Origin of the sequence: Flavobacterium tructae (assembly GCF_002217475.1) — a bacterium.
In the GTDB taxonomy this organism is placed as follows: domain Bacteria; phylum Bacteroidota; class Bacteroidia; order Flavobacteriales; family Flavobacteriaceae; genus Flavobacterium; species Flavobacterium tructae.
On the sequence record NZ_MUHH01000026.1, the window covers coordinates 59,458 to 82,185 of the forward strand.

15 protein-coding genes are annotated in these 22,728 nt (G+C 35.0%); 3 read left to right on the forward strand and 12 right to left on the reverse strand.

All coding sequences use genetic code 11. The features are described from left to right. Positions 1-100 precede the first annotated feature (100 nt). The 9 genes from B0A80_RS12690 to B0A80_RS12730 all read right to left on the reverse strand — a co-directional run bounded on the left by B0A80_RS12690 (position 101) and on the right by B0A80_RS12730 (position 12,295). Positions 101-391, reverse strand: a complete 291-nt coding sequence (locus B0A80_RS12690) for a winged helix-turn-helix domain-containing protein (RefSeq protein ID WP_017494879.1) — start codon at positions 389-391, stop codon at positions 101-103. Positions 392-399: 8 nt separating this feature from the next. Next, positions 400-1,017, reverse strand: a complete 618-nt coding sequence (locus B0A80_RS12695) for a hypothetical protein (protein WP_089077503.1) — start codon at positions 1,015-1,017, stop codon at positions 400-402. Between the two features lie 637 nt (positions 1,018-1,654). Further along, positions 1,655-2,539, reverse strand: coding sequence for a bifunctional 5,10-methylenetetrahydrofolate dehydrogenase/5,10-methenyltetrahydrofolate cyclohydrolase (locus B0A80_RS12700; protein WP_017494881.1), 885 nt, complete (start codon positions 2,537-2,539; stop codon positions 1,655-1,657). Positions 2,540-2,669: 130 nt separating this feature from the next. Then, complete coding sequence (gene ffh / locus B0A80_RS12705; RefSeq protein WP_017494882.1) at positions 2,670-4,022, reverse strand: signal recognition particle protein; 1,353 nt, start codon at positions 4,020-4,022, stop codon at positions 2,670-2,672. A 180-nt stretch (positions 4,023-4,202) separates the two neighbouring features. Beyond that, positions 4,203-5,888, reverse strand: coding sequence for an MBOAT family O-acyltransferase (locus B0A80_RS12710; protein ID WP_089077504.1), 1,686 nt, complete (start codon positions 5,886-5,888; stop codon positions 4,203-4,205). A 1-nt stretch (position 5,889) separates the two neighbouring features. Then, on the reverse strand, positions 5,890-7,221 hold the full coding sequence (locus tag B0A80_RS12715; RefSeq protein ID WP_233430742.1) for a GDSL-type esterase/lipase family protein: 1,332 nt from the start codon (positions 7,219-7,221) through the stop codon (positions 5,890-5,892). An 82-nt stretch (positions 7,222-7,303) separates the two neighbouring features. Continuing rightward, positions 7,304-8,788 carry an SGNH/GDSL hydrolase family protein gene (locus tag B0A80_RS12720; protein ID WP_070907797.1) on the reverse strand — a complete coding sequence of 495 codons (1,485 nt, stop codon included), beginning with the start codon at positions 8,786-8,788 and terminating at the stop codon, positions 7,304-7,306. A gap of 292 nt (positions 8,789-9,080) precedes the next feature. Continuing rightward, entirely contained in the window at positions 9,081-10,163 is a 1,083-nt protein-coding gene (locus B0A80_RS12725) for an HmuY family protein (RefSeq protein ID WP_017494886.1), read from the reverse strand. 20 nt (positions 10,164-10,183) lie between these two features. Beyond that, on the reverse strand, positions 10,184-12,295 hold the full coding sequence (locus B0A80_RS12730) for a TonB-dependent receptor plug domain-containing protein (RefSeq protein WP_017494887.1): 2,112 nt from the start codon (positions 12,293-12,295) through the stop codon (positions 10,184-10,186). Between the two features lie 104 nt (positions 12,296-12,399). Between B0A80_RS12730 and B0A80_RS12735 the strand changes: the two genes are divergently transcribed. Next, positions 12,400-13,302: a DUF6607 family protein gene (locus B0A80_RS12735; RefSeq protein ID WP_017494888.1), complete on the forward strand. Its 903-nt coding sequence runs from the start codon at positions 12,400-12,402 to the stop codon at positions 13,300-13,302. Between the two features lie 505 nt (positions 13,303-13,807). On the opposite strand, the gene B0A80_RS12740 is transcribed toward B0A80_RS12735, so the two are convergent. Next, positions 13,808-14,518: a hypothetical protein gene (locus tag B0A80_RS12740; protein WP_123923463.1), complete on the reverse strand. Its 711-nt coding sequence runs from the start codon at positions 14,516-14,518 to the stop codon at positions 13,808-13,810. A 400-nt stretch (positions 14,519-14,918) separates the two neighbouring features. Then, positions 14,919-16,697: an arginine--tRNA ligase gene (argS, locus tag B0A80_RS12745; RefSeq protein ID WP_089077506.1), complete on the reverse strand. Its 1,779-nt coding sequence runs from the start codon at positions 16,695-16,697 to the stop codon at positions 14,919-14,921. A 315-nt stretch (positions 16,698-17,012) separates the two neighbouring features. Here argS and B0A80_RS12750 point away from each other — a divergent pair, with 315 nt between their 5' ends. After that, positions 17,013-19,427: an outer membrane beta-barrel family protein gene (locus B0A80_RS12750; protein ID WP_089077507.1), complete on the forward strand. Its 2,415-nt coding sequence runs from the start codon at positions 17,013-17,015 to the stop codon at positions 19,425-19,427. Positions 19,428-19,812: 385 nt separating this feature from the next. Next, complete coding sequence (locus tag B0A80_RS12755; protein ID WP_089077509.1) at positions 19,813-22,227, forward strand: outer membrane beta-barrel family protein; 2,415 nt, start codon at positions 19,813-19,815, stop codon at positions 22,225-22,227. 120 nt (positions 22,228-22,347) lie between these two features. Here the strand turns inward: B0A80_RS12755 and B0A80_RS12760 are convergent, their stop codons facing one another. Next, entirely contained in the window at positions 22,348-22,560 is a 213-nt protein-coding gene (locus B0A80_RS12760) for a SymE family type I addiction module toxin (protein WP_089077508.1), read from the reverse strand. Positions 22,561-22,728: the final 168 nt, after the last annotated feature.

Consider the following 22,728-nt stretch of genomic DNA (forward strand, 5'->3'; position numbering starts at 1 on the left):
GGTTAAATAGATTGTTGCCATTCTATAATGGCGTTTTTTGTTGATTTCAATTTTAAAAGTACTTTGTATTTCAAAGTTTTTAGATAAAAAAATAGAGTAATTACGATTTCATTAATTTTTCAAGAAAAGAAAGGTGCTCTTTAAAAGCCGCACGTCCTCTAGGAGTTACCTGGTAAGATGTTTTAGGTTTCTTGCCTACAAATTCTTTTTTCACTTCGATATATTCCGCTTTTTCAAGAGCTGAGGAATGACTTGCCAAATTTCCGTCTGTAATATTCAGCAGATTTTTCATTTCAGTAAAATCCACCCACTCGTTGACCATCAAAATGGACATAATACCCAATCTGACACGACTTTCAAAATCTTTATTTAATTTATCAATAATTCCCATCGAATGGATTATTTATATTTTTTGAACATTATTAATCCGTACAAGATATGCAAAATACCAAATCCAATGATCCAAAAAATCAAACCGTATCCAATTAAAAAAAGAGAAATAAATCCTAAAATTAACTCACAAAAACCTAAATATTTAATATCAGAATAGGTATACTTTTCAGCGTTTATCAAAGCCAGTCCATAAAAAATTAAGGTAGCCGGCGCAATTAAACCATAAACTTCATGATAAATTAGTGCCAGACAAAATATACCTCCAGCCAATAATGGAATGGTTAAATTAAAAAGCATGTTTTTGGTTGCCGATGTCCAAATAGGCAAATCATACTTTTTGCTTTTTCTAACAGTAAAAAGCAAACCAAACGTAAAAGCTACCGCCAAAATAATTAAACCAGTCAACACTAACTCTGAAACTAAATTAGCAGAATATTGTTGTCCATAATCTCCACCAAAATACTCGAGACCGTTTGCTTTAAACAATTGATAAACATATAATCCTCCAATCAAAGCCGAAAGTCCCGCAAATACTCCTGAAAGGCCGCTTAATGATATAAATCTTGAAGAACGCTCCATCATGGAACGAATATGGGCTAAATCTTCTTGGTGCTTCTGATTCATAAATAAAGTACTTTGAGATACAAAGTTATACTTTATTTTGAATTAACAAACTAATTTTTGGGAAAATTTCGCAAAGATGCGCGGAGATTCCACAGAGATTCACAAAGATTTTTATTGTATTACTTTACGCAATCTCTGTGAACCTCTTCAGAACTCAAAAAATCCCACGAAGACTCACAAAGCCGGCACAGAGATGCATGGAGTCTTTTATGCATTCTTTTCTAAAAAAAAATCCCAAATCCCAACTTTATAAAACATGGATAGTCCCTATAAGACATTTTTTCTTATTTTTTCTACCGAAATGTGACTCCTAACGGAGTTTATATTGTAGCGAATAAATAAACGCTAACAACAGATAACTTACCTTTTTTCTGCAGATATGTGACTCCTAGCGGAGTCTATATCGTAGACAATAGGTAATTACAACATAATAGCCATTACAGCATTTTTCTACACTAACATTAAACTCTTGAAAGAGCTTATCCCATAAGGATCAAATAAAGGTAACACAACAACTAACCTGATTCGTCTTGTCCCGTAGGGACTATACCTTGAGATTCCAACATTAACTTCACCCCATCCAAAAAAAAGCCCGTTCTCTCGAACAGGCTTTAATCTAAAATTTATTTCTACACTATTAATTTTTAGCGCTTCGCATCTTTCTTGCTAAAAGTGTATTTTTCAACAACATTGCAATGGTCATTGGTCCTACTCCACCCGGAACCGGCGTAATAAATGATGATTTTTTACTTACACCGTCGAAATCAACGTCACCTGTAATTACATATCCTTTTGGATGTGAAGCATCTTCTACTCTTGTAATTCCAACGTCAATTACTACTACCCCATCTTTCACCATGTCGGCTTTTAAGTAATTTGGCACTCCTAATGCCGTGATAATAATATCAGCACTTCTGGTATACTCCTCAATGTTTTGGGTTCTGCTGTGCGTTAGAGTAACTGTAGAATCTCCCGGATTTCCTTTACGGCTCATTAAAAGACTCATTGGTCGGCCCACGATATGACTTCTGCCAATAACAACCGTATGTTTTCCTGCAGTTTCAATATTGTAACGCTCTAACAACTGCATGATTCCAAATGGTGTTGCAGGAATAAAGCTGTCCATCTCTAAAGCCATTTTTCCAAAATTAGCAGGATGAAATCCATCAACATCTTTGTCAGGATCAATAGCCATTAGAATCTTTTGTTCGCTGATGTGTTTTGGCAAAGGTAACTGCACAATAAATCCGTCCAGATTATCGTCTTCATTCAGTTCTTTAATTTTTGCCAGTAGTTCTGTTTCTGTAATTGTTTCGGGTAAACTCACCAAAGTCGAATCAAAGCCTATTTGCTGGCAAGATCTCACTTTACTTCCTACGTAAGTTAAACTTGCTCCGTCAGTTCCAACGATTACTGCTGCCAAATGAGGTACTTTCCCTCCGGCATCTTTTATCGATTGAACTTCGGCTGCGATTTCGTTTTTAATGTCTTCAGCTGTTTTTTTACCGTCTAGTAGTTGCATTGTTTTATTTTAGTTTCTGATTTAAAATTTCCGGTTTCACGTTAAAAGCGAAACACCTATTTATATTAATCAAAAAAGTTTCAAGTTGTAGTTTCATAACCTGAAACCTTAAACTTGAAACTTTTTTATTTTATCTCGGCATTCCGCCTGGCATTCCTTTCATTCCGCCCATCATCTTCATCAGATTTTTTCCGCCCGGACCCTGCATCATCTTCATCATCTTGCTCATTTGGTCAAACTGCTTCATTAACTGATTTACCTGCTCGACTTTGGTTCCGGAACCTTTAGCGATTCTGGCTTTTCTTTTCACGTCGATTATCGAAGGTTTACTTCTTTCTATCGGGGTCATCGAGTGGATGATCGCCTCAATATGTTTAAAAGCATCGTCTTCTATCTCTACGTCTTTCATGGCTTTTGAAGCACCCGGTATCATTCCGACCAAGTCTTTCATGTTACCCATTTTCTTTACTTGCTGAATTTGCGTAAGGAAATCATCAAAACCAAATTCGTTTTTAGCGATTTTCTTTTGAAGTTTTCTGGCTTCTTCTTCATCAAATTGCTCCTGTGCTCTCTCTACAAGCGACACAACGTCACCCATACCTAAGATACGCTCAGCCATACGATCCGGATAGAAAACATCAATTGCCTCCATCTTCTCACCCGTACCTACAAATTTGATCGGTTTGTTTACAACCGATTTAATCGAAATTGCAGCTCCACCACGTGTATCACCATCTAATTTTGTTAAAATAACTCCATCAAAATTCAGGATGTCATTGAAGGCTTTTGCAGTATTTACAGCATCCTGTCCTGTCATAGAATCTACAACAAACAAGGTTTCCTGAGGCTGAATTGCTTTATGAACACGAGCAATTTCATCCATCATTTCCTGATCCACTGCTAAACGACCGGCCGTATCAACAATCACTACGTTAAAACCGTTAGCTTTTGCATGTTTGATTGCATTTTGAGCAATTTCAACAGGATTTTTATTTTCCGGCTCTGAATAAACCTCAACACCTATTTGATCTCCCACAACATGTAACTGATTAATCGCCGCAGGACGGTAGATATCACACGCTACTAAAAGTGGTTTTTTATTTTTCTTTGTCTTTAAGAAATTGGCCAGTTTCCCTGAGAAGGTTGTTTTCCCCGATCCCTGAAGTCCTGACATTAAAATAACAGAAGGATTTCCGGAAAGATTAACACCGGCAACATCACCACCCATCAATTCCGTTAGTTCGTCTTTAACTAACTTCACCAGCAATTGTCCCGGCTGAAGCGTTGTTAAAACGTCCTGACCAATTGCTTTTTCTTTTACTTTAGTGGTAAAATCTTTAGCAATTTTAAAGTTAACATCGGCATCAAGTAAGGCACGACGAACTTCTTTTAAAGTATCGGCAACGTTTACTTCTGTAATTTTACCGTGTCCTTTTAATATATGGAAGGCTTTATCTAACTTATCACTTAAATTATCAAACATACTTTTTTCTTTATTTGAAGTGCAAAGATAATCTAATTAGGCATTTCAGGCAATTTTTATTTAATCACATTTAAACTTGAAGTGTACGCTAATTTTACCGCAAAGAGCGCAAAGTTTTTTTGCTCCCAAAGACGCAAAGTCGNNCGACTTTGCGTCTTTGGGAGATTAATTAATCCTTCTTTAAAATTGGAAATATATAAACGGCTGCGAACCGGCAACTGCTGTTGCATAGACTATCCAATACGTAAATCCCAGAATAATTGCTTTCCCAATCAGAGGTGTTTTATCAAAAACTAATTTCATTTTAGAGGTAATAGCTTCCGGCAAGACGTGCCAAACGTATCCGAAAAGCATCAATAAAAATACATTTTTGTAACCTATTATAATTGCCTGCCAATGTTCCGGCTCAAAAGTTAACTGACCAATATTATTAATGACCTGAAGTGCTGTTTCAAAATCTCTGGCACGGAAAAATATCCAACAGAAAACAACAAAGTGGAAGGTAATGACCATTGAAAAGAATTTCCATAAAAACCCAGAAGCTTTGCCCTCTTTTTTGGGAGGAAAGAATTCCATGAAAATTTTATGAACGGCTAATGCCAATCCGTGTAATGCTCCCCAAACAATAAACTGTGCTCCGGCTCCGTGCCACAATCCTCCTAAAAGCATCGTGGTAAATAAATTGAAATTGGTCACCAATGTTTGGTTTTTCTTTTTCGAAAGTAAAAAGGTCAGGCAGAAAAGCACTAATGCCCCAATTGCGATCCCTAGTGGAATGAAACTCTCGTTTATGTTTGAAATTCCCCAAAGCAATAATCCGAAGAAGAATAAACTTGGGAATAAAAACCCTGCGAATGTTCCTTCGCGATTTCCACCGATCGAGATATACAAAAAGTCTTTCAGCCAGGTCGATAAAGAAATATGCCATCTTCTCCAGAAATCAGTGATAGAAGTTGACTTATAAGGCGTTCTAAAGTTGGCCGGAAGTTTGAATCCTAACAGCAAAGCGATTCCGATTGCCATATCTGAATATCCTGAAAAGTCACAGTAAATCTGAATCGCATATCCATAAGATGCCATTAAATTTTCGAACGAGGTATAATTCATCGGAGTGTCAAAAACACGATCAACGAAGTTTATAGAGATGTAATTTGAAATTACTGTTTTCTTAATCAATCCACCAATAATCAAAAACAAAGCGTTGTTTACATCTTCTCTGGTCAGGTTTAATTTCTGATAAATCTGAGGTAAAAAATCTTTTGCTCTAACGATTGGTCCTGCCACCAGCTGTGGGAAGAACGAAACGAAGAACAGATATTCGATGTAATTTTTAGTTGGTTTAATTTCTTCACGGTAGATTTCGATAATATAACTCATCGACTGGAAGGTATAGAATGAAATTCCAACCGGCAGAAAAATATCGTGCAGTTCATAATTTCCATGAAACATATCATTGAAAGTAACAATCATGAAGTTCATGTATTTGAAATACCCCAACAATCCCAGGTTCAGAATTACACTGATCACCAGATAAATTTTCTTTGTACTGTCTTTTGCTTCTCTGTAAATAATCTGACTCAGGCCGTAATCAACAACAGACGAAAGCAACAAGAGTAAAAAGTAAATTCCACTTGACTTATAATAAAAGAAAAGCGAAAAGAGGATAACGTATGTTAATCTCAAATAAAATGTTTTGCGTAAAAAGGCATACACAAAATAAAAAACCAGAAATAATCCCAGGAACAAACCGGTATTAAACAGTAATTTTTCTTCAGGATTGTATATAAACCAGCTTCGAACCTGCTCCGGAGTAATCGCGCCAAAATTCTGAATGAACCAATTATTTATGCTATCTATTGTAATCAACTTAATTCTTTAATTTAAAATTATCGTATGCTTTTAAAAATGCTTCTGCAAACAAGTTTCCTTGTTTTTCGTATCCTTTTTTTGAATAATGAACCCAATCCGGGCCAATTAATCCAGAGGACTTTAAACCTCTAATTCCTTCCATCGCTCCCAATTCATCGTATAAATCCCAAACTGCAAAACCATCTGCCTTTGCTATTTCAATAATACTTTTTGCGTAATCGCGAATATAAACATTAGGTCTTCTTGCTTTAAGTAATGAAGGAGGCGGAGTCATCACGATGATCGAAACTTTACTATTGTGTTCTTTCACATTTTTTATAAAATCTCGCAATTCTTTTATATAAGCCGAAGCTTCCATATGATCGTAGCTTTCGTTTGTTCCTAGCGAAAGAACTATAAGATCGCTATGTAATGCTTTTAGCTGTTCAAAAAATAACGGGTACTTATTATAATCTGAAAATTTGGCTCCATTTACACCAATGCTGCTGTAAATTAAACCAGGTGTATCTTTTTCTAAAACGATTCCGCTCAATTCGTACTTTGAAGCTTCTTTATTGGGAAGCAGGAAAATACGACTCAACGTTTTTTCAGAGTTGTAATAATGAGTAAACGAATCCGATTCTAAATTTAAAGGAACAAATTCTGAACTTGTAATATTTCTGGGCTTAGTTTCGTTTGTTCGGATTTTAAGCGTTCTTCCCGCGCGAATGTTATTCGATTTCAGATGATTGTCTTTTCTAATATCGGCTACCGAAACATTGTATTTGTCAGCAATTGTCGAGATCGCTTCTCCTTTTTTGATTTTATGCGTGATCACTTTTCGCTCTGTAGACTGAATCGTTTTGGTTTGAGAGGATATCGCTAAATCAAACATGTTCTGATTTTGAGGCGTAATAATTTTGATGGTATTGAAATTATACGCAGCATCTTTAACATTCAGTTCAACAGCAAAACCGCCATTGTCTCTCCAAAGTGCAATTCCGCTTAAACCAACGGGAACATTTTTAACAGGATGAATGTTTCGGTAACTTTCCCAGCCTCTGTTGGAACGAAACCGCTCGTTATAAGAACCGTTTGTTTTGGCCAACTGATACGGAAAAACTAACCCACGGCCACCATTACCAAACTTTTGCTGTAGTTTTTTCCTAATCTCATTGGTCATTAAATCACTCTGAATGTGCGAATCTCCCACATGCACCATATTGATTTTTTGACTATTTTGACTTTCGTTCGACTTCAATTTCAAAAAAAACGGCACTAAGACTTCTGCATTATAAATCCTGTCTCCTGAAAAAGAATCAACAGCGGCTGTATCGGCTTTATGCATCATATTTTTTGTAATTGGAATTGAATCTGTCTTTGGTATTTTATCGTTTGTTGAGAAAAAAAGACAACAAAAGAAGATAATTAATCTATTCATTTACGCTATCTGTTTTTACCGCTACGGAATCTGTATTGGTCTTCCTGGCTGCTTTCCGTTTGTTGGTATCAGCCTCTCTGTTTACCCGTAATACTTTATATTGCTCGTAACCTTTGTTCAATTGATCGTATACTAATTTACCAATAGCTTTTGCCCCTCGCTGATTAAAGTGTGTATAATCTTTATTGGCTCTGGCCGGAGATTCGTCTACCCATTTCACCATTGATCCGTCACCCCCCATTAAGGTGTACAAATTCACAAATCCGGATTCGGTTTCAAGTGCGTATCTTTTTTGCGCTCTCATTAATGGAACAACGGCTGAATCGGTTTTCATTTCTAAATCGTACTTGGTAGATTTATCGGCTGTGGAAATGATCAGGATCGAAACTCCCGGAAAAGATTCTTTAATTTTATTCACCGCTTTGGTCATACCTCTTTGGTACCAATTGTAATTCTTGGTTCCATAATTTAGAACGTTGGTTCCGTAATGCAGAATAACCAAGTCGTACTTTAAACTGTTATTGAACCCCTGCATCACATTCGAATTAAAGGTAGAAATTGGCAAACCTGAGTTCCCTCTTTGCGAGAAGTTGTCTACATGAACCCCGTTTCCGCTATCAAAATTAAAACCATAGATTGGAATAGAATCAGCATGAATAAAATTGGCTTTGAATCCTTTTATACTTCCCGAAGTTACTTTTAAGGTATTAATCAGATTGTTTGGAACAAGGCTTTTTCGCAAGGTATCTTTGCCGATAATGAAATTCACATTTCCTTTTTTAGATCCTCTGCCATAATACAAAGTCGGACTATCTAAAGTTGTTGCGTGTTTGTTTAAACCTGCTTCGTACTGAACCCAGGTAGTATTTGATTTATCATTGGCAAAAAACACATGCCCGTTTACTCCAAATGGACTCGTTGGATGTTTTACGTTTAAATACGATTGCATTTTCCAGTTTTTGGAAGCCGAAGATTTTACAGAACCACGTGATGCTGCAGATTCTGAATTGATCGACACAAAGCCAACACCGCTTCCGCCAAAACGTTCCTGGTAATTAGCACGAACATCCTGTACAATTAAATCGCCATCGGTCATGGAATCTCCATAATAGGCAATTCTGACTTTGGCTTGCGGATTATTCTCCAGCTGGTATAATTTTTCGTAAAAAGAAATCAGGTATTGGTATCCTTTGTAGTTATCGAAAGTTTCAGATGGAAATTCGATTCCTTCCGAAGCATCGAAAACAATCTTTTCCCTCATTTCATTTTTCTCATCTTCGGTCAGACTGTCTCCACCCTGTTCCAGAGAATCATTTGCGACTGACTCTAAAAGCAGACTATCGATTAGTACATTTTTAGAATCTACTTTACTATCCGAAAAGATCTTGTCCGGCAAGATTTGCTTAAATCCGATGAAAGCTATAAATGCCAGTGCCACAATGGCAAAAGACTGAAAGAAATAAGATTTTGTATTCACTCGTAATAATAAATTTGAAGAAAGGATTCACTAAAAATTTCATTTCAAAATTCCTACTAATTCCTTATAAAAAAGTACGGGCAAAGATAGAATTAAACAATTAATTTCTAGGTTCTTTTTAACATTAAAATAATACAAAAAAAAGAGGCTGAACGAATCCAGCCTCTTGATCAAAAAAAAATAAAAAAAACAAAGTCAATTATTAACTAAAATTTGAAATAAGTTGAATGTGATAGACTACAGATGTAAAAAAACCCGAACAAATTAATTACTCGGGTTTTCTATCTTCTTCTTATTTAAGGATTGCGTACTCTAAAGTAACATAACCTCTAATTCCTGCTTCATTGGTCATCGCCAGGAATTTAACTTTGTAATAATTTCCGGCTGCATCTTTAACCACATAAAAACGATCTGCTCTTATGCTTGGTAGAGTAGTTGGTCCACCACCACTTCTCCAGTTAGAACCAATAACTCTCTGGTCTGTTTTTGAAAGCGTGAAATTTGACTCTACTACATTTGCTTTAGCAAAAGCAGCATAAGTTACATCAGCCGTAACTAAAACCTGATAAACCTGAGTTCCAGATTTTGCATTTGTTGTGATAAAATCAGAAAAACCGTAAGTCACATCACCACTACCCATATTAAAATAGTTGGTAAATACGGTAAAGTTTAAGTCCCATTTTGCTTTTTGCGGTTCAACTGCAACTGTATTTCCTGTCGCTAAACTGAAAAATGTAAAATTAAAATCAGCATCTTTAGAAATTACTTTTTCTGTGAATGTAGTAGAAGTTAAATCAGCGTATTGGATTTTGTATCCATTACCACTTCTTAAGATTCTAACTTTTTTCCATCCTCTTGAATCACCATCAACACTAACGGAACCTTTTGCCGGTACTGCTGTTGAAACTTTAAATCCAAGATTCACTAAATATACTTTATTGTCTGCATCTGTTGCAGAAACCTCAGCAATAGCAGTTCCTACTCCTGCTCCCGCACCAGCTAAAACACCAGTTGGATTATCAACATATCCGTTTGATGAAGGGTTCTCACCAGCTCCAACTGAAACATTGGTGTCGATTGTTTGAGATACTGTAATATCTGATGTAGCTAATTTTTTAACAGCCATTTTAACAGATCCGTTCAAAACAACTCTAAAATCATCTCCTGATGAGAATCCGAAATCCCATGATTCTCTGTTTACTGCTTTAAATTCTGCAGCACTTAAATCAAGGTAAACCTGATTTGGCTGATTAGGACCTCCAACTGTCGGCTGTAAAGTTGCTCCAACGGTCGGGATCTCGACCTTAGTATCGTCGTCACTTGAGCAAGATGCAAGTGATAAGAAAGCGAATGATAGTAATAAAAGTTTTTTCATTGTATTTATGTATTAAGTATTTAAAGATTAAGATTATATGCTAATTTAAAAAAATAAGAACGTCCGTATGCGAGCATTAAATTCGAAGATGTTGCATGTGCCGATCCTCCACTTGTTTTACTTCGGTTTACATCGGTTACATTAAAAATGTTTCTTGCTCCGACCGTTACTTCAAATCTATCTTTGAAGAAATTCTTTCTGATTGATGCATCAAACCAATTACTGGCAGCGATAGTAGACAGCACGTATTCTGACGCACCTTCCTCAAACTGTTGCGTTTTTCCATTGTACTTGTAATAACCCGAAATAATTGTTTTCCACTTTGGAATATTATAAGACACACTTGCATTTAAATTAAATGAATAGAGAAAATCATCGTTTGAAACAATTTTTTGATTGTCTAATCGCTGCGAAACTCCTACCAATGCAGCTCCAACATTAATCGTCAAGCTATTTAATCTGAACTGATTCGTTGTAGAAAAATTCCACATTCTGTATTTACTAATATTGATGTATTGATTTTCAGGCGTACCGGTATTTGGATTGTTCCCTATAAATACCATGTCAATTCTATCATTAACATCCAGGTAGCTTCCCCCAATTGTATTTGATATTTGTAGTCCTGAAGGAAAAGAAGTAAACTTTTTAACACTTGTTTCATAAGAAGTACTTGTTTCCGGAATCAAGTTTTCATTTCCTGCAAAAAAGTGCCCATCGAAAATTTGATTCACATATAATTCCTCAAAATTTGGAGTTCTAAAACCGTTACCATACGATCCTCTCAACTCAACTCCTTTATCAAACAAATATCTTAATGCAACTGAAGAAGCATATTGATTTTTAAATTTAGACTGTGCCGAAAATCTCAATCCCGGTTTTATAGAAAACCGATCGGTAGCCATAATTTCTGAAGAAACAAAAAAATCATAGTTCTCTATCGTTTTATAAACCGATTCAATCACATTATTCTTTTTTTGAACAAGTGCGAATCCTTTATTGTTTACAAATTCATATCCCACCTGCAAATCAATACTTTTGTCTGAGAAAAAATTATTTAATGTCCCTGTAGAGGAAAGAACTTCCATCGACTGATCTTTCTTCTTCTCGTTCGCCCCTTCAGTTTTAGTAAACAAATAATACGTGAAATTCTCTATTTCTCGCTGTTGCTTCTGATGTGTAACAGAAACATTATACGTTAATTGTGAGAACAGCGATCCGGTTGCATTTAAATTATGAAAGTACCTGTTGGTAAAATATCTTTTATCATCAGCAGCACGATAGGATCCCAAAGTAGGATTAAAAAGAGACTGCACTGTACTATTATAAAAATCTACATCTTCATCTAAGTACTCAAATTTATAGAAGAATCGAAAATCGTCTTTTCGATACGATAACATTGCGTTTCCGTTTAACTGATCTTTTGGCAACCAACTGTAACCTCGCATAAAATCAGTTTGAAAGTAATCCTTACCCTTTTTACCATTTAAAAAACCTTGAAAATCATTTCTATTTGCTCCTACACTTACAAACCAGTTCTCATTAAAAGTATGCGCTACACGTAAAGATTGAATATGACGTCCTTTATCAAAAAGAGCGTATTCTTTTCCAACGGTCTCCTCTTGCACTGCGGCATTAATATCCCACTTATATTTAGATGATTTTTTAGTTATAATATTAAGAACTCCGCTTACAGCATTGGCTCCGTAGCTAACTCCCATAGAACCTTCTACAATTTCAATATGATCCACATCATTTAGGTTAATCTGAGACAAATCAGTATTGTTCCCCAGACCGGCTTCATTAACTAATGGTATATTATCCACTAAAATTTTAAAGTATTGCGCATCTAATCCAAACAAGGAAACGGTTGAGCGCCCGGTTGTTCCACTAGGTCTAACGGTGATATTTAAATATTGATTTAAAACGTCTGCTAAGTTATTTGCTGCTAAATTTTGTATGTCCTGATTAGAAATCACACGAACATTAAACACTGATTTTTTTATAGACTGTGGCTCAAACTGCCCGGTAACAACCACTTCAGAAAGTTTATTTACAGCCGTGGTATCTTTCTTTTGTGCAAAAGATATTTGACAAAAAAGAAAAGCTGCAAAAAAGATAAATTTGATTTTCATTATTTTTATTCAATCTTAATAATGGCGCAAATGTATAAATTATTTTTATTTGTTCTAAATTAAATACATATATTTGCGAAAATTTAAAAACAAAATATTACATTATGATTTCAAAAAGCCTCTATTTTTCAGCTGTTATGGCTTTGACTTGTAGCCTTGGTTTCAGTCAGGATAAAAAGCAACAAGACATCAAATCCATCAAATCTATGTGTGGTTGCTACGAAGTGAAGTTTAATTTCGCAGAAACTTTTCAATACGCTAAAGATTCGGCGACTTATAAACCATCAGAAACAAAACACGAATCTGCATTAGAATGGGTAGAGTTATTAGAAGACACTCCTAACAAAATTGTAATGCAACACTTATTAATAGTGAGTGATGACATGATCATCAAACACTGGAGACAAGACTGGTTGTATGAAAACACTGATTTATATACCTTTAATAAAGGGACTTCATGGAAATACAAACAACTGGACAAAAAAGCAGTAAAAGGCCAATGGACACAAAAAGTATTTCAGGTAGACGATAGTCCACGTTACGAAGGATCTTCGACATGGGTACACGTAGACGGGCAAAACTACTGGGCAAACATTGCAGATGCACCACTTCCAAGAAGAGAGCAAACCAAACGTAATGACTATAATGTTTTAAAAAGAAGAAACATTCACGAAATTACAGCTACAGGATGGAATCATGAGCAAGACAATGACAAATTGGTACGTGACGACAGCGGAAAAGATGTTTTATTAGCGCAAGAAAAAGGTCTGGACGTTTACACTAAAGTTCCGGATATTAAATGTATCGCTGCTCAAAAATGGTGGAAAGAAAACAACGCGCTTTGGAAGAATGTTCGTGACAAATGGCAAACTCTTTTTGACAGACACCAGGACTTAAACTTAGAAGCTAAAGTAGACAGAAAAGCACTTTACTCTCTTCTGTTTGATTTGAAACCAACTGCTACAAAAGCAGAAACTGATGCAATCATTAATAAGTTCGTAAAATAAGAAATTCTTTTTCTACTTATATTCTAAAAGCCGATAGTTTGTCACTATCGGCTTTTTTATGCATAAAAAAACCGTCTGAAAATGAATCCAAACGGTCTGCTACCTTCTATGTTTAATAAAGCTATTAGCTTACTAATTCAAAACAGCATAAATCAACTAATAAAAGGTTGGTATTTTTAATCTCTATGATAGATATTTTGGAATAATCCTCGCGGAAATGCTAAAAAAAACTCTTGAAGTGATATTAGAGTCTGTAAATAAGGATATTAGTACCCTGTTGTACTTCCTTTATTAAAGTAGGAAAATTAATATATTATTTTATAACACACAAGCAAATAACAGACTATTTTTGCACTTTTTTCCAGAAGACTAAAATCCAGCATTTTGACTATATTATTCAAGACCGTATAATAAGAATCTAGAAAAAACAAAAAGGGCTGATAGTTATAAAACTATCAGCCCTTTAATTTATGCTATGTATAAAAAATACGTTTTACATGAACTATTATTTAGCTTCTGTACACTCAGAATAAGAAACGATATGTTTCGTTAAATCTGTCCATTTAGGCTCCGGATTTGCAGCAATTACTTTTTCACAGCTTCCCCATAATGGCACAAATTCTTTTTTATAATCTTTCTTCTTCAATAAAAATGCAGGAGAATCTTTTTTAGCAACATAATAAGATTTTGCATCACCCCCAATAAATTTAACTCCTCCAACTCCTAATGAAGTTGTTTCTTTTGCATAAGGATCACAATACACTTTAAATTCTTTACTGAAAGAAGGATTAAGTAATTGCATTAACAATTTGCTGTTTCTTTTTTTGATTTTTACGTCAGCCGTTTCAAAATAAGCGTATCCTTGGTTTAAGAAATCCTGGTTTAACTTATCGTCATTCCATTTTTTAAAGTCTTCAAGAAAATTTAATCTTTTCCCTAAGTTATCCAATCCGCTTGGTGGCAAGTACATGAATTTAATATCTTCCGGTTTTAGTTTGTGTTTTTTACCCGTTCCATCTTGTAATTTGATGAACTCAATTAAACCTTTGTCTCTATCAATATCTTTAATAGTACCATTTATTTCGGTACCATCAGCTAAAGTAATGTAAGCAGTTTTACTGTGAGAAAATCCATAAGAAGGAGAAATCAAATCTTGCGCATTTGCAGAACAACACACTACTAGAAACACTAGTAGTAAAAAGGAATTTTTAATCATTTGTTTTTTGGTTAATTTTTTGCCTACTCTTGCGATTTTCGGCTTCCTCGATTATTATTTTAACAGGAAATTTTTAGCTAACAGCCTATATTTATTGGTTTCACCAACTTTTTTTATAAATTATTTTCTTACCGTAAACATAGCTATAAAAACGAGATTTACAAATGTTAAATTGTATTTTTTACACGAAAATTCGCCCCAAAAACCTTTACCTCTTTTTCGTATTAATTACCTTATAATTTCTAATAAAATATAGTTCTCTTCGGTCGTAACTCTTTAGAAACTTTCCCTTTCTACTCTCGAAAAACAATAGACTTTTAGATTTCGGGTGGACAAAAAAAAGAGTCGATAATTACATTTATAATTATCGACTCTTTATATTTTATCTTTTGTACAGCAATTACATGCGCTCCGGAACTTCGATTCCCAGCAAACTAAAAGCGGCTTTGATAACCTCAGCTACTTTTTGCGAAAGCTGCACTCTGAATACTTTTTTAGTTAAATCTACCTCTCCTAATATGTGTACCGACTGATAAAAAGAATTATATTCTTTTACCAAATCGTAAGTATAATTAGCAATCAGAGCCGGACTATGATTGTGTGCTGCATTTTGAATTACTTCCGGGAAAAGCTCAATTTGTTTTACCAGCTCTTTTTCTTTTTCGTGTAATTCTTCCGTATTTGTCTTTACAGAAAATTCAAAATCAGCTTTACGGATTATCGATTGGATTCTCGCATAAGTGTATTGAATAAACGGCCCTGTATTTCCGGCAAAATCAACAGATTCCTCAGGATTAAACAAAATACGTTTTTTTGGATCTACTTTTAAGATATAATATTTCAATGCCCCAAGACCAATGGTTTGGTACAATTTGGCTTTTTCTTCGGTTGAATAACTGTCCAGTTTTCCTAAATCTTCAGAAATTTGTTTCGCTGTATCGGTCATATCCTGCATCAAATCATCGGCATCTACAACGGTTCCTTCACGGCTTTTCATTTTTCCTGAAGGTAAATCGACCATTCCGTATGATAAATGATACAAGCTTGAAGCCCAGTCAAAACCTAGTTTTTTCAGAATAAGAAACAGTACTTTAAAATGGTAATCCTGTTCGTTACCTACTGTATATACCATTCCGCCCACATCCGGCATGTCTTTTACACGTTGAATTGCTGTTCCGATATCCTGTGTCATATATACAGCAGTTCCATCTGAACGCAAAACAATTTTACGATCTAAACCTTCATCGGTAAGATCAATCCAAACGGAACCGTCAGGATCTTTTTCAAAAACCCCTTTGTCCAAACCTACCTGAACCACATCTTTTCCTAATAAATAGGTATTGCTCTCGTAATAGTATTTATCAAAATTAACACCCAGATTTTTATAAGTGATAGCAAAACCATCGTAAACCCATTGGTTCATCATTTTCCAAAGCGAAATTACCGCTTCGTCTCCTGACTCCCATTTTTTAAGCATCTCTTGTGCTTCAATAATGATTGGAGACTGTTTTTTTGCTTCTTCCTCTGTTTTTCCGGCTTCCATTAGCTGAGAGATCTCTGCCTTGTAAGCTTTATCAAACTCAACATAGTACTTCCCTACTAATTTATCTCCTTTTAGATTGGAACTTTCCGGAGTTTCACCATTTCCAAACTTCTGCCAGGCCAGCATCGATTTGCAAATATGGATTCCACGGTCGTTGATAATCTGTGTTTTGTATACTTTTTTCCCTGATGCTTTGATAATTTCGGCTACCGAATACCCTAACAAATTGTTACGTACGTGACCTAAGTGTAAAGGTTTATTGGTGTTTGGCGAAGAATATTCAACCATGATTGCTTTATCTTCCGGATTTGGTGTTACATATCCGAACTTGGTATTGTCTTTTATTTCATTAAAGAAATTCAAATAATAACTGTCTGCAATGACAATATTCAAAAATCCCGAAACCACATTAAAGCGCGCTACTTCAGAAACGTTCTCTACCAGATAATTTCCAATTTTATTTCCCAATTCGACAGGATTGCTTTTGATCACTTTCAATAAAGGAAAAATCACCATTGTGATATCGCCTTCAAATTCCTTTCGGGTAGTTTGAAATTCGATTTTCTCAACAGTAACATCAAATAATGCTTGTATTGCTTTTTGTATAGAAGGTGTAAGAATTTGTGATAATGACATGTAAACTTATTTTAAAGTGTGCAAATATACTGCTTATTCATCAATTACAGAAAATCAAAAACATATTAAATCGAATAAAACAGTTCCAATTTCTTAAAAAACCTCTGCTTTCAAGTGTTAAAATTATGCAAAAACCAAAACCCTAACCCATTATAAAACAGACGATCTTACGAAAGAAATATTTTTTTTCACTTTTTTCTGTAACATATCTTTAGCAAACGAGTCTTAATAGAGACTTCAAATTAGTTTTGAGGGCAAAAAAACAAAAGCAAAATAGCAATCATCATCAATCCATCAAAAAATCATTATTGCATTATGAAACTAAAATTCTTTCTGTTCGTATTACTGGGTGTAATAACAACAGCAAATGCACAGAATTCAGGAAGTGTTTCCGGAAAAATTACTGAAAAATCAAACAGTGCTCCTATTTCTTACGCGACCATCTCGGTTAAAGAGAACGGGAAAGTAGTAGCAGGAGTTAATTCTGATGATCACGGAGATTTCTCTATCAAAAACCTGGCTTTAAAAAGTTATACTATCGAAATTCAATATATTGGATTTCGAAAATATGTAGGCTCTTTACTTTTAAGTGATAACAAAAAAACGGCAACCATTAATGTATCGCTTGAAGAAGAAGCTACTCAGCTTAAAGGAGTGAACATTGTAAGTGAGCGTTCGACAATCGAGCAAAAAATTGACCGAAAAGTAATTACTGTCGGAAAAGATTTAACTACTGCCGGAGCTTCTGCCTCTGACATTATGAACAACATTCCATCTGTAAACGTAGATCAGGACGGAAAACTTTCGCTTCGCGGAAATGATAACGTTCGTGTATTGATCGACGGAAGACCTTCAAACATTGATCCTGCTCAGTTGTTGAAACAAATTCCATCAACATCAATCAAAAAAATTGAGTTGATTACCAACCCAAGTGCCAAGTACAATCCGGAAGGAATGTCTGGTATCATCAACATCATCTTACACAAAAACACCAATACCGGTTTCAACGGAAGTTATAGCGGGGGAATTACTTTTGGAGAAGTAGCGAAGTACAATCAGTCTTTAGATTTGAACTACAAAACAGGAAAAGTAAATTTCTTTGGAAACGTAGGACAAAATTTTGGGACTTATTACAATGATGGTTTCATCAACAGATACGATCAGGACATTCGTCAGAAAATTGATGTTGTGAACGAAAATGATTCTTACTTGTATAAAATCGGGATGGATTATTTCATCAATGATCACAATACGATCTCTTTTTATACCAACCAGAACAAATCAAACGGTAAGTTTTTTGTAGACACCAATATTGATTACAGCAATGTAAGCAGTTCTGATATTAACAATATGCTACAGAAATCAAAATATACTGGTCCGGATAACGTAGGAACTTATAATTTAGCTTACAAGCACATCTTTAAAAAAGAAGGTCATACCTTAGATATTGAAGGAAACTATAGTGACAATAAAGAAACCCAAAATGCTGGTTTTGATACGCAAATAAGAAAGAAAGACAATACTTTAAACAATCAGTCTTATAACGATTATATTGCCGGTACACGTAAACTAAGTACTTTAAACATTGATTACGTAAATCCATTAAACGATAAAACGACTCTTGAAGCAGGTGCCGAAGCCAGAATTACAAAAACAGATAACGATTATATCACCGGAAATCCGTTAGCTGCACTTCCAGTTTCTAATTATACTTATGATACTGATATTTATTCTGCTTATGTAACATTCGGACAGAAATTCAAAAAATTCAGTTATCAGTTAGGAGCTCGTTTCGAAAGTTATAAAGTGGTTGCGAATTTAAATCATGGTCTTGACAAATTCAATGACGATTACATCACGTTATACCCATCGGCATATTTGACTTACAATCTGAATGAGAAAAACACGTTACAGTTTAGCTATAGCCGTCGTGTAGACCGTCCGAGTTTAGAACAAACAAAACCTATTCGTGAGTTTTCTACTCCTTTAATTACAGCATTAGGAAATCCTGAATTAAGACCTCAGTTTACGAATTCTGTAGAAGTAAATTATACTAAAACTTTCGAAAAAGGAAGCTTTACTACAGGTGTTTTTGTGAGAAGCATCAACGACCAAATCAGCAGAGTTTTACTTCCGGACGATACAGATCCAAGTGGTAACAAGCAAATCCTGACGTATGCCAACTTTGACCGTAACACCTCTTATGGTTTTGAAGCTTCTTTCACTTATAAAATTGCAAAATGGTGGGATATTTCACCATCGATTGACTTCTCAAGCATTAACCAACAAGGTATTGTGTTTGTATACGATCCTGTAACTCAAAAAAGCAGTCCTTTGGAAAGAAAAATTACTGTTGGTGCTTTCAACGGACGTATGAATTCTAACTTTAAAGTAAACAAACGTTTAAGCTTTTTATTATTCGGATTTTACAGAGGTGAAGTTGAAGGTCTTCAAAATAACAGCCATGCCATGTATAAAATGGATATGGGATCCCGTTATACGTTGCTGAACAATAAAATGAACATCAGTTTACGTTTCAACGACGTGTTCAATACAATGAAATACGCTTTTGATTCTCAGTATCCTTATTCACATTCAGGGCAATTTACATGGGAGAGTCAGACCGTTTATTTAGGTTTAACTTACAACTTTGGAGGTGCTAAAATCAAAAACCTGCAACGTAAACAAAGAGAAGACAATACCAATAAAGGTGGAGGCGGATTGTTCTAATCCAACTTTTGCTAATCGATTTTAATAGTTTTTTAAAAAGCCCGGAGTTTGCCAACTTCGGGCTTTTTTTTATGGATATTTGACAACTTTGGTTAAAATTGAATCGCTGTTTTTATTCCTGTCATACTTACCATAATAAGACATGCCTCCTGTGTTACCTCCTTATTCTATTGAAGATGCTAAAAATATTTCCGGAATCTAAACCTACAAATTGTTAAAATTATCAAAAATTCAAAAACTAATTTACTCTAAAACAGCACATCACAAAAAAGGCATTTCTGATTTTAATTTTCACTGTAACATCGGATTGAAAAGACGGTCTCTAATGATACATTTTGAAGTATTTCAAAATGAAACAATCATCAATCAAATCAATCATATGTTCATGAAATTAAAATTACTTTTACTGGTCTTACTGACTACAATGACAACTCTGCAGGCACAAACTTCCGGAACTGTTTCCGGAAAAGTTACCGAAAAATCAAACCATACTCCTATTTCTTATGCTACAGTTTCGCTTAAAGACAATGGAAAAATTGTTTTAGGAATTAACACTGACGACAATGGTGATTTTACCATTAAAAATCTGGCTTTAAAAAATTACACGATCGAAATTCAATATATCGGATTTAAGAAATACACGGGATCTGTTATTTTAAGTGAAGATCAAAAAGAGGCTAGTATTAAAATTGCTCTTGAAGAAGAAGCGACACAACTTAAAGGAGTTAATGTTATTAGCGAACGCTCAACTATTGAACAAAAACTAGATCGAAAAGTAATCACAGTCGGTAAAGACCTGACCACCGCCGGAGCTACAGCTTCTGAAATTATGAATAATATTCCATCTGTCAATGTAGATCAAAACGGAAAAATTTCGCTTCGCGGAAATGATAATGTCCGAGTATTGATTGACGGAAGACCAAGTAATATTGATCCTGCTCAATTGTTGAAACAAATCCTGTCAACCTCTATTAAAAAAATTGAGCTGATCACCAATCCAAGTGCCAAATACAATCCGGAAGGAATGTCGGGAATCATCAACATCGTTTTACTTAAAAATACCAATATAGGTTTTAACGGAAGTTACAGCGGAGGAATCACTTTTGGGGAAGCTACCAAACACAATCAATCCCTGAATTTGAATTATAAAAACGGAAAAGTAAATTTTTATGGAAATGCCGGTCAAAATTTAGGAACCTATTTTTTCGACAGTTCTCTTCAAAGATTCGATCAGGATCTTTATCAAAAAATAGACTTTAAATCGATTGCCGACTCTCATCTGTATAAAATCGGAATGGATTATTTCATTGACGCTCAAAACACTATTTCTTTTTACACGAATCAAAGTAAATCCAATCAGGATGTATTTGTTGACGCTAATATCAACTACAACAATAATCCTGAAATCAGCAACATCTTGCAAAATTCCAGATACTTCGGCCCTCAAAAAATGGAAACTTATAATCTGGCTTACAAACATCTCTTTAAAAAAGAAGGCCACACCTTAGATATTGAAGGAAACTTCAGTAAATACAATGCCTCGCAACAAGCCCATTTTGACACTCAAAACAGCGCTCCTGACAACACTGTCAAAAATGTAAATTATACAGATTTAAACAAAAGTCATCGTAAACTAAATACAGTCAACCTGGACTATGTTAATCCGTTGGACGAAAAAACAACTTTGGAATTAGGTGCCGAGGCCAGAATCACAAAATCAGAAAATGATTATACCAGAATAAACCCTGCTAACCCAACCGAGGATCAACTGCTCTACTATACTTATGATACTGATATCTACTCGGCTTATGTAACATTCGGTCAGAAATTCAAAAAATTCAGTTATCAATTAGGCGCACGTTTTGAAAGTTACAAAGCAGCTGCCAGTTTTAATCATGGTCAGGATAAGTTTAATGACGATTATATCACGCTATATCCATCTGCACATTTTACTTATAATCTAAATGAAAAAAATACCCTGCAATTGAGCTACAGCCGTCGCGTAGATCGCCCGAGTTTAGAACAAACAAGACCTATTCGTGAGTTTTCAACACCAATGGTAACGACATTGGGGAATCCTGAATTAAGACCTCAATTCACTAATTCTGTAGAGATAAATTACACGAAGACCTTAGAAAAAGGGAGTTTAAATTTGGGGATTTATGCCAGAGGTATCAACGATCAGATCAGCAGAGTCATAGATACGGATTATAATGAGGCAGTGGGCAATAAACTAATCGTATCTTATACCAATTTTGATCATAATACGGCTTATGGATTCGAAGCTTCTTTTAATTACAAGATCACAAAATGGTGGGATATCGCACCGTCGATTGACTTTTCAAGTATCAATCAGCGAGGAATTGTTTTTTCATTAAACCCGATCACAAACACAGGAACGCCAATCGATCGAAAAATTACAGTTTCAGCTTTTACCAGTAGAATAAGCTCTAATTTTAAAGTAAACAAACGCATGAGCTTTTTACTATTTGGACTTTATAACGGACCAAGTGACGGTCTTCAGGGCAACAGCCACCAAATGTACAAAATGGACATAGGCACGCGTTATACTTTATTGAACGATAAAATGAATATCAGTCTTCGTTTTAATGATGTTTTCGATACGATGAAATATTCTTTCGACACACAATACCCTTACCCTCACTCAGGTCTGAGCACCTGGGAAAGTCAAACGGTTTATTTAGGTCTGACCTATAATTTTGGAGGAGCAAAAATCAACGGTATGAACCGTAAAAATAGAGAAGAGAACAATATTGGCAGTAGCGGTGGAGTCCTTTAATACCGCATTCATCACTAAAGTTTAATTATTTATTTAAAAATAAAAAGTCCGGAATTTTTAAACTCCGGACTTTTTTTGTTGAATTCTATTTTCTGTTAACTTAATTGATCCCTTTTGATTTTACTGTTCGATCGGTCGAATAATCAGCAGATTAGGCATACAAGTCACAATTACTCTTTCTCCAAATTCGAAGCCAAGTTTCTGCATCCAGTTTCCGCAGAGTTTGATCTCAGGAACTTTTTTCTGACTGTATTCATTAAATCTCATTTTGGGTTGAATTTTCAGACTACGCACATCCGGGCGTCTGATTGTTTTTCGTTTGTCGTTTCGCATAAACTTATATTTTTTAAAAAGAGGCCTGACGATGCTGCGAAACGACAAACATAGTTTGAAGGTATAGGACTTGCACCTACTCTTCGCCAGGCTTTATCTTTGATTTTTAAATTTGATGAATTGTACATAATTTATATTTAATCGTTTCGCATATCAAATATAAGATAT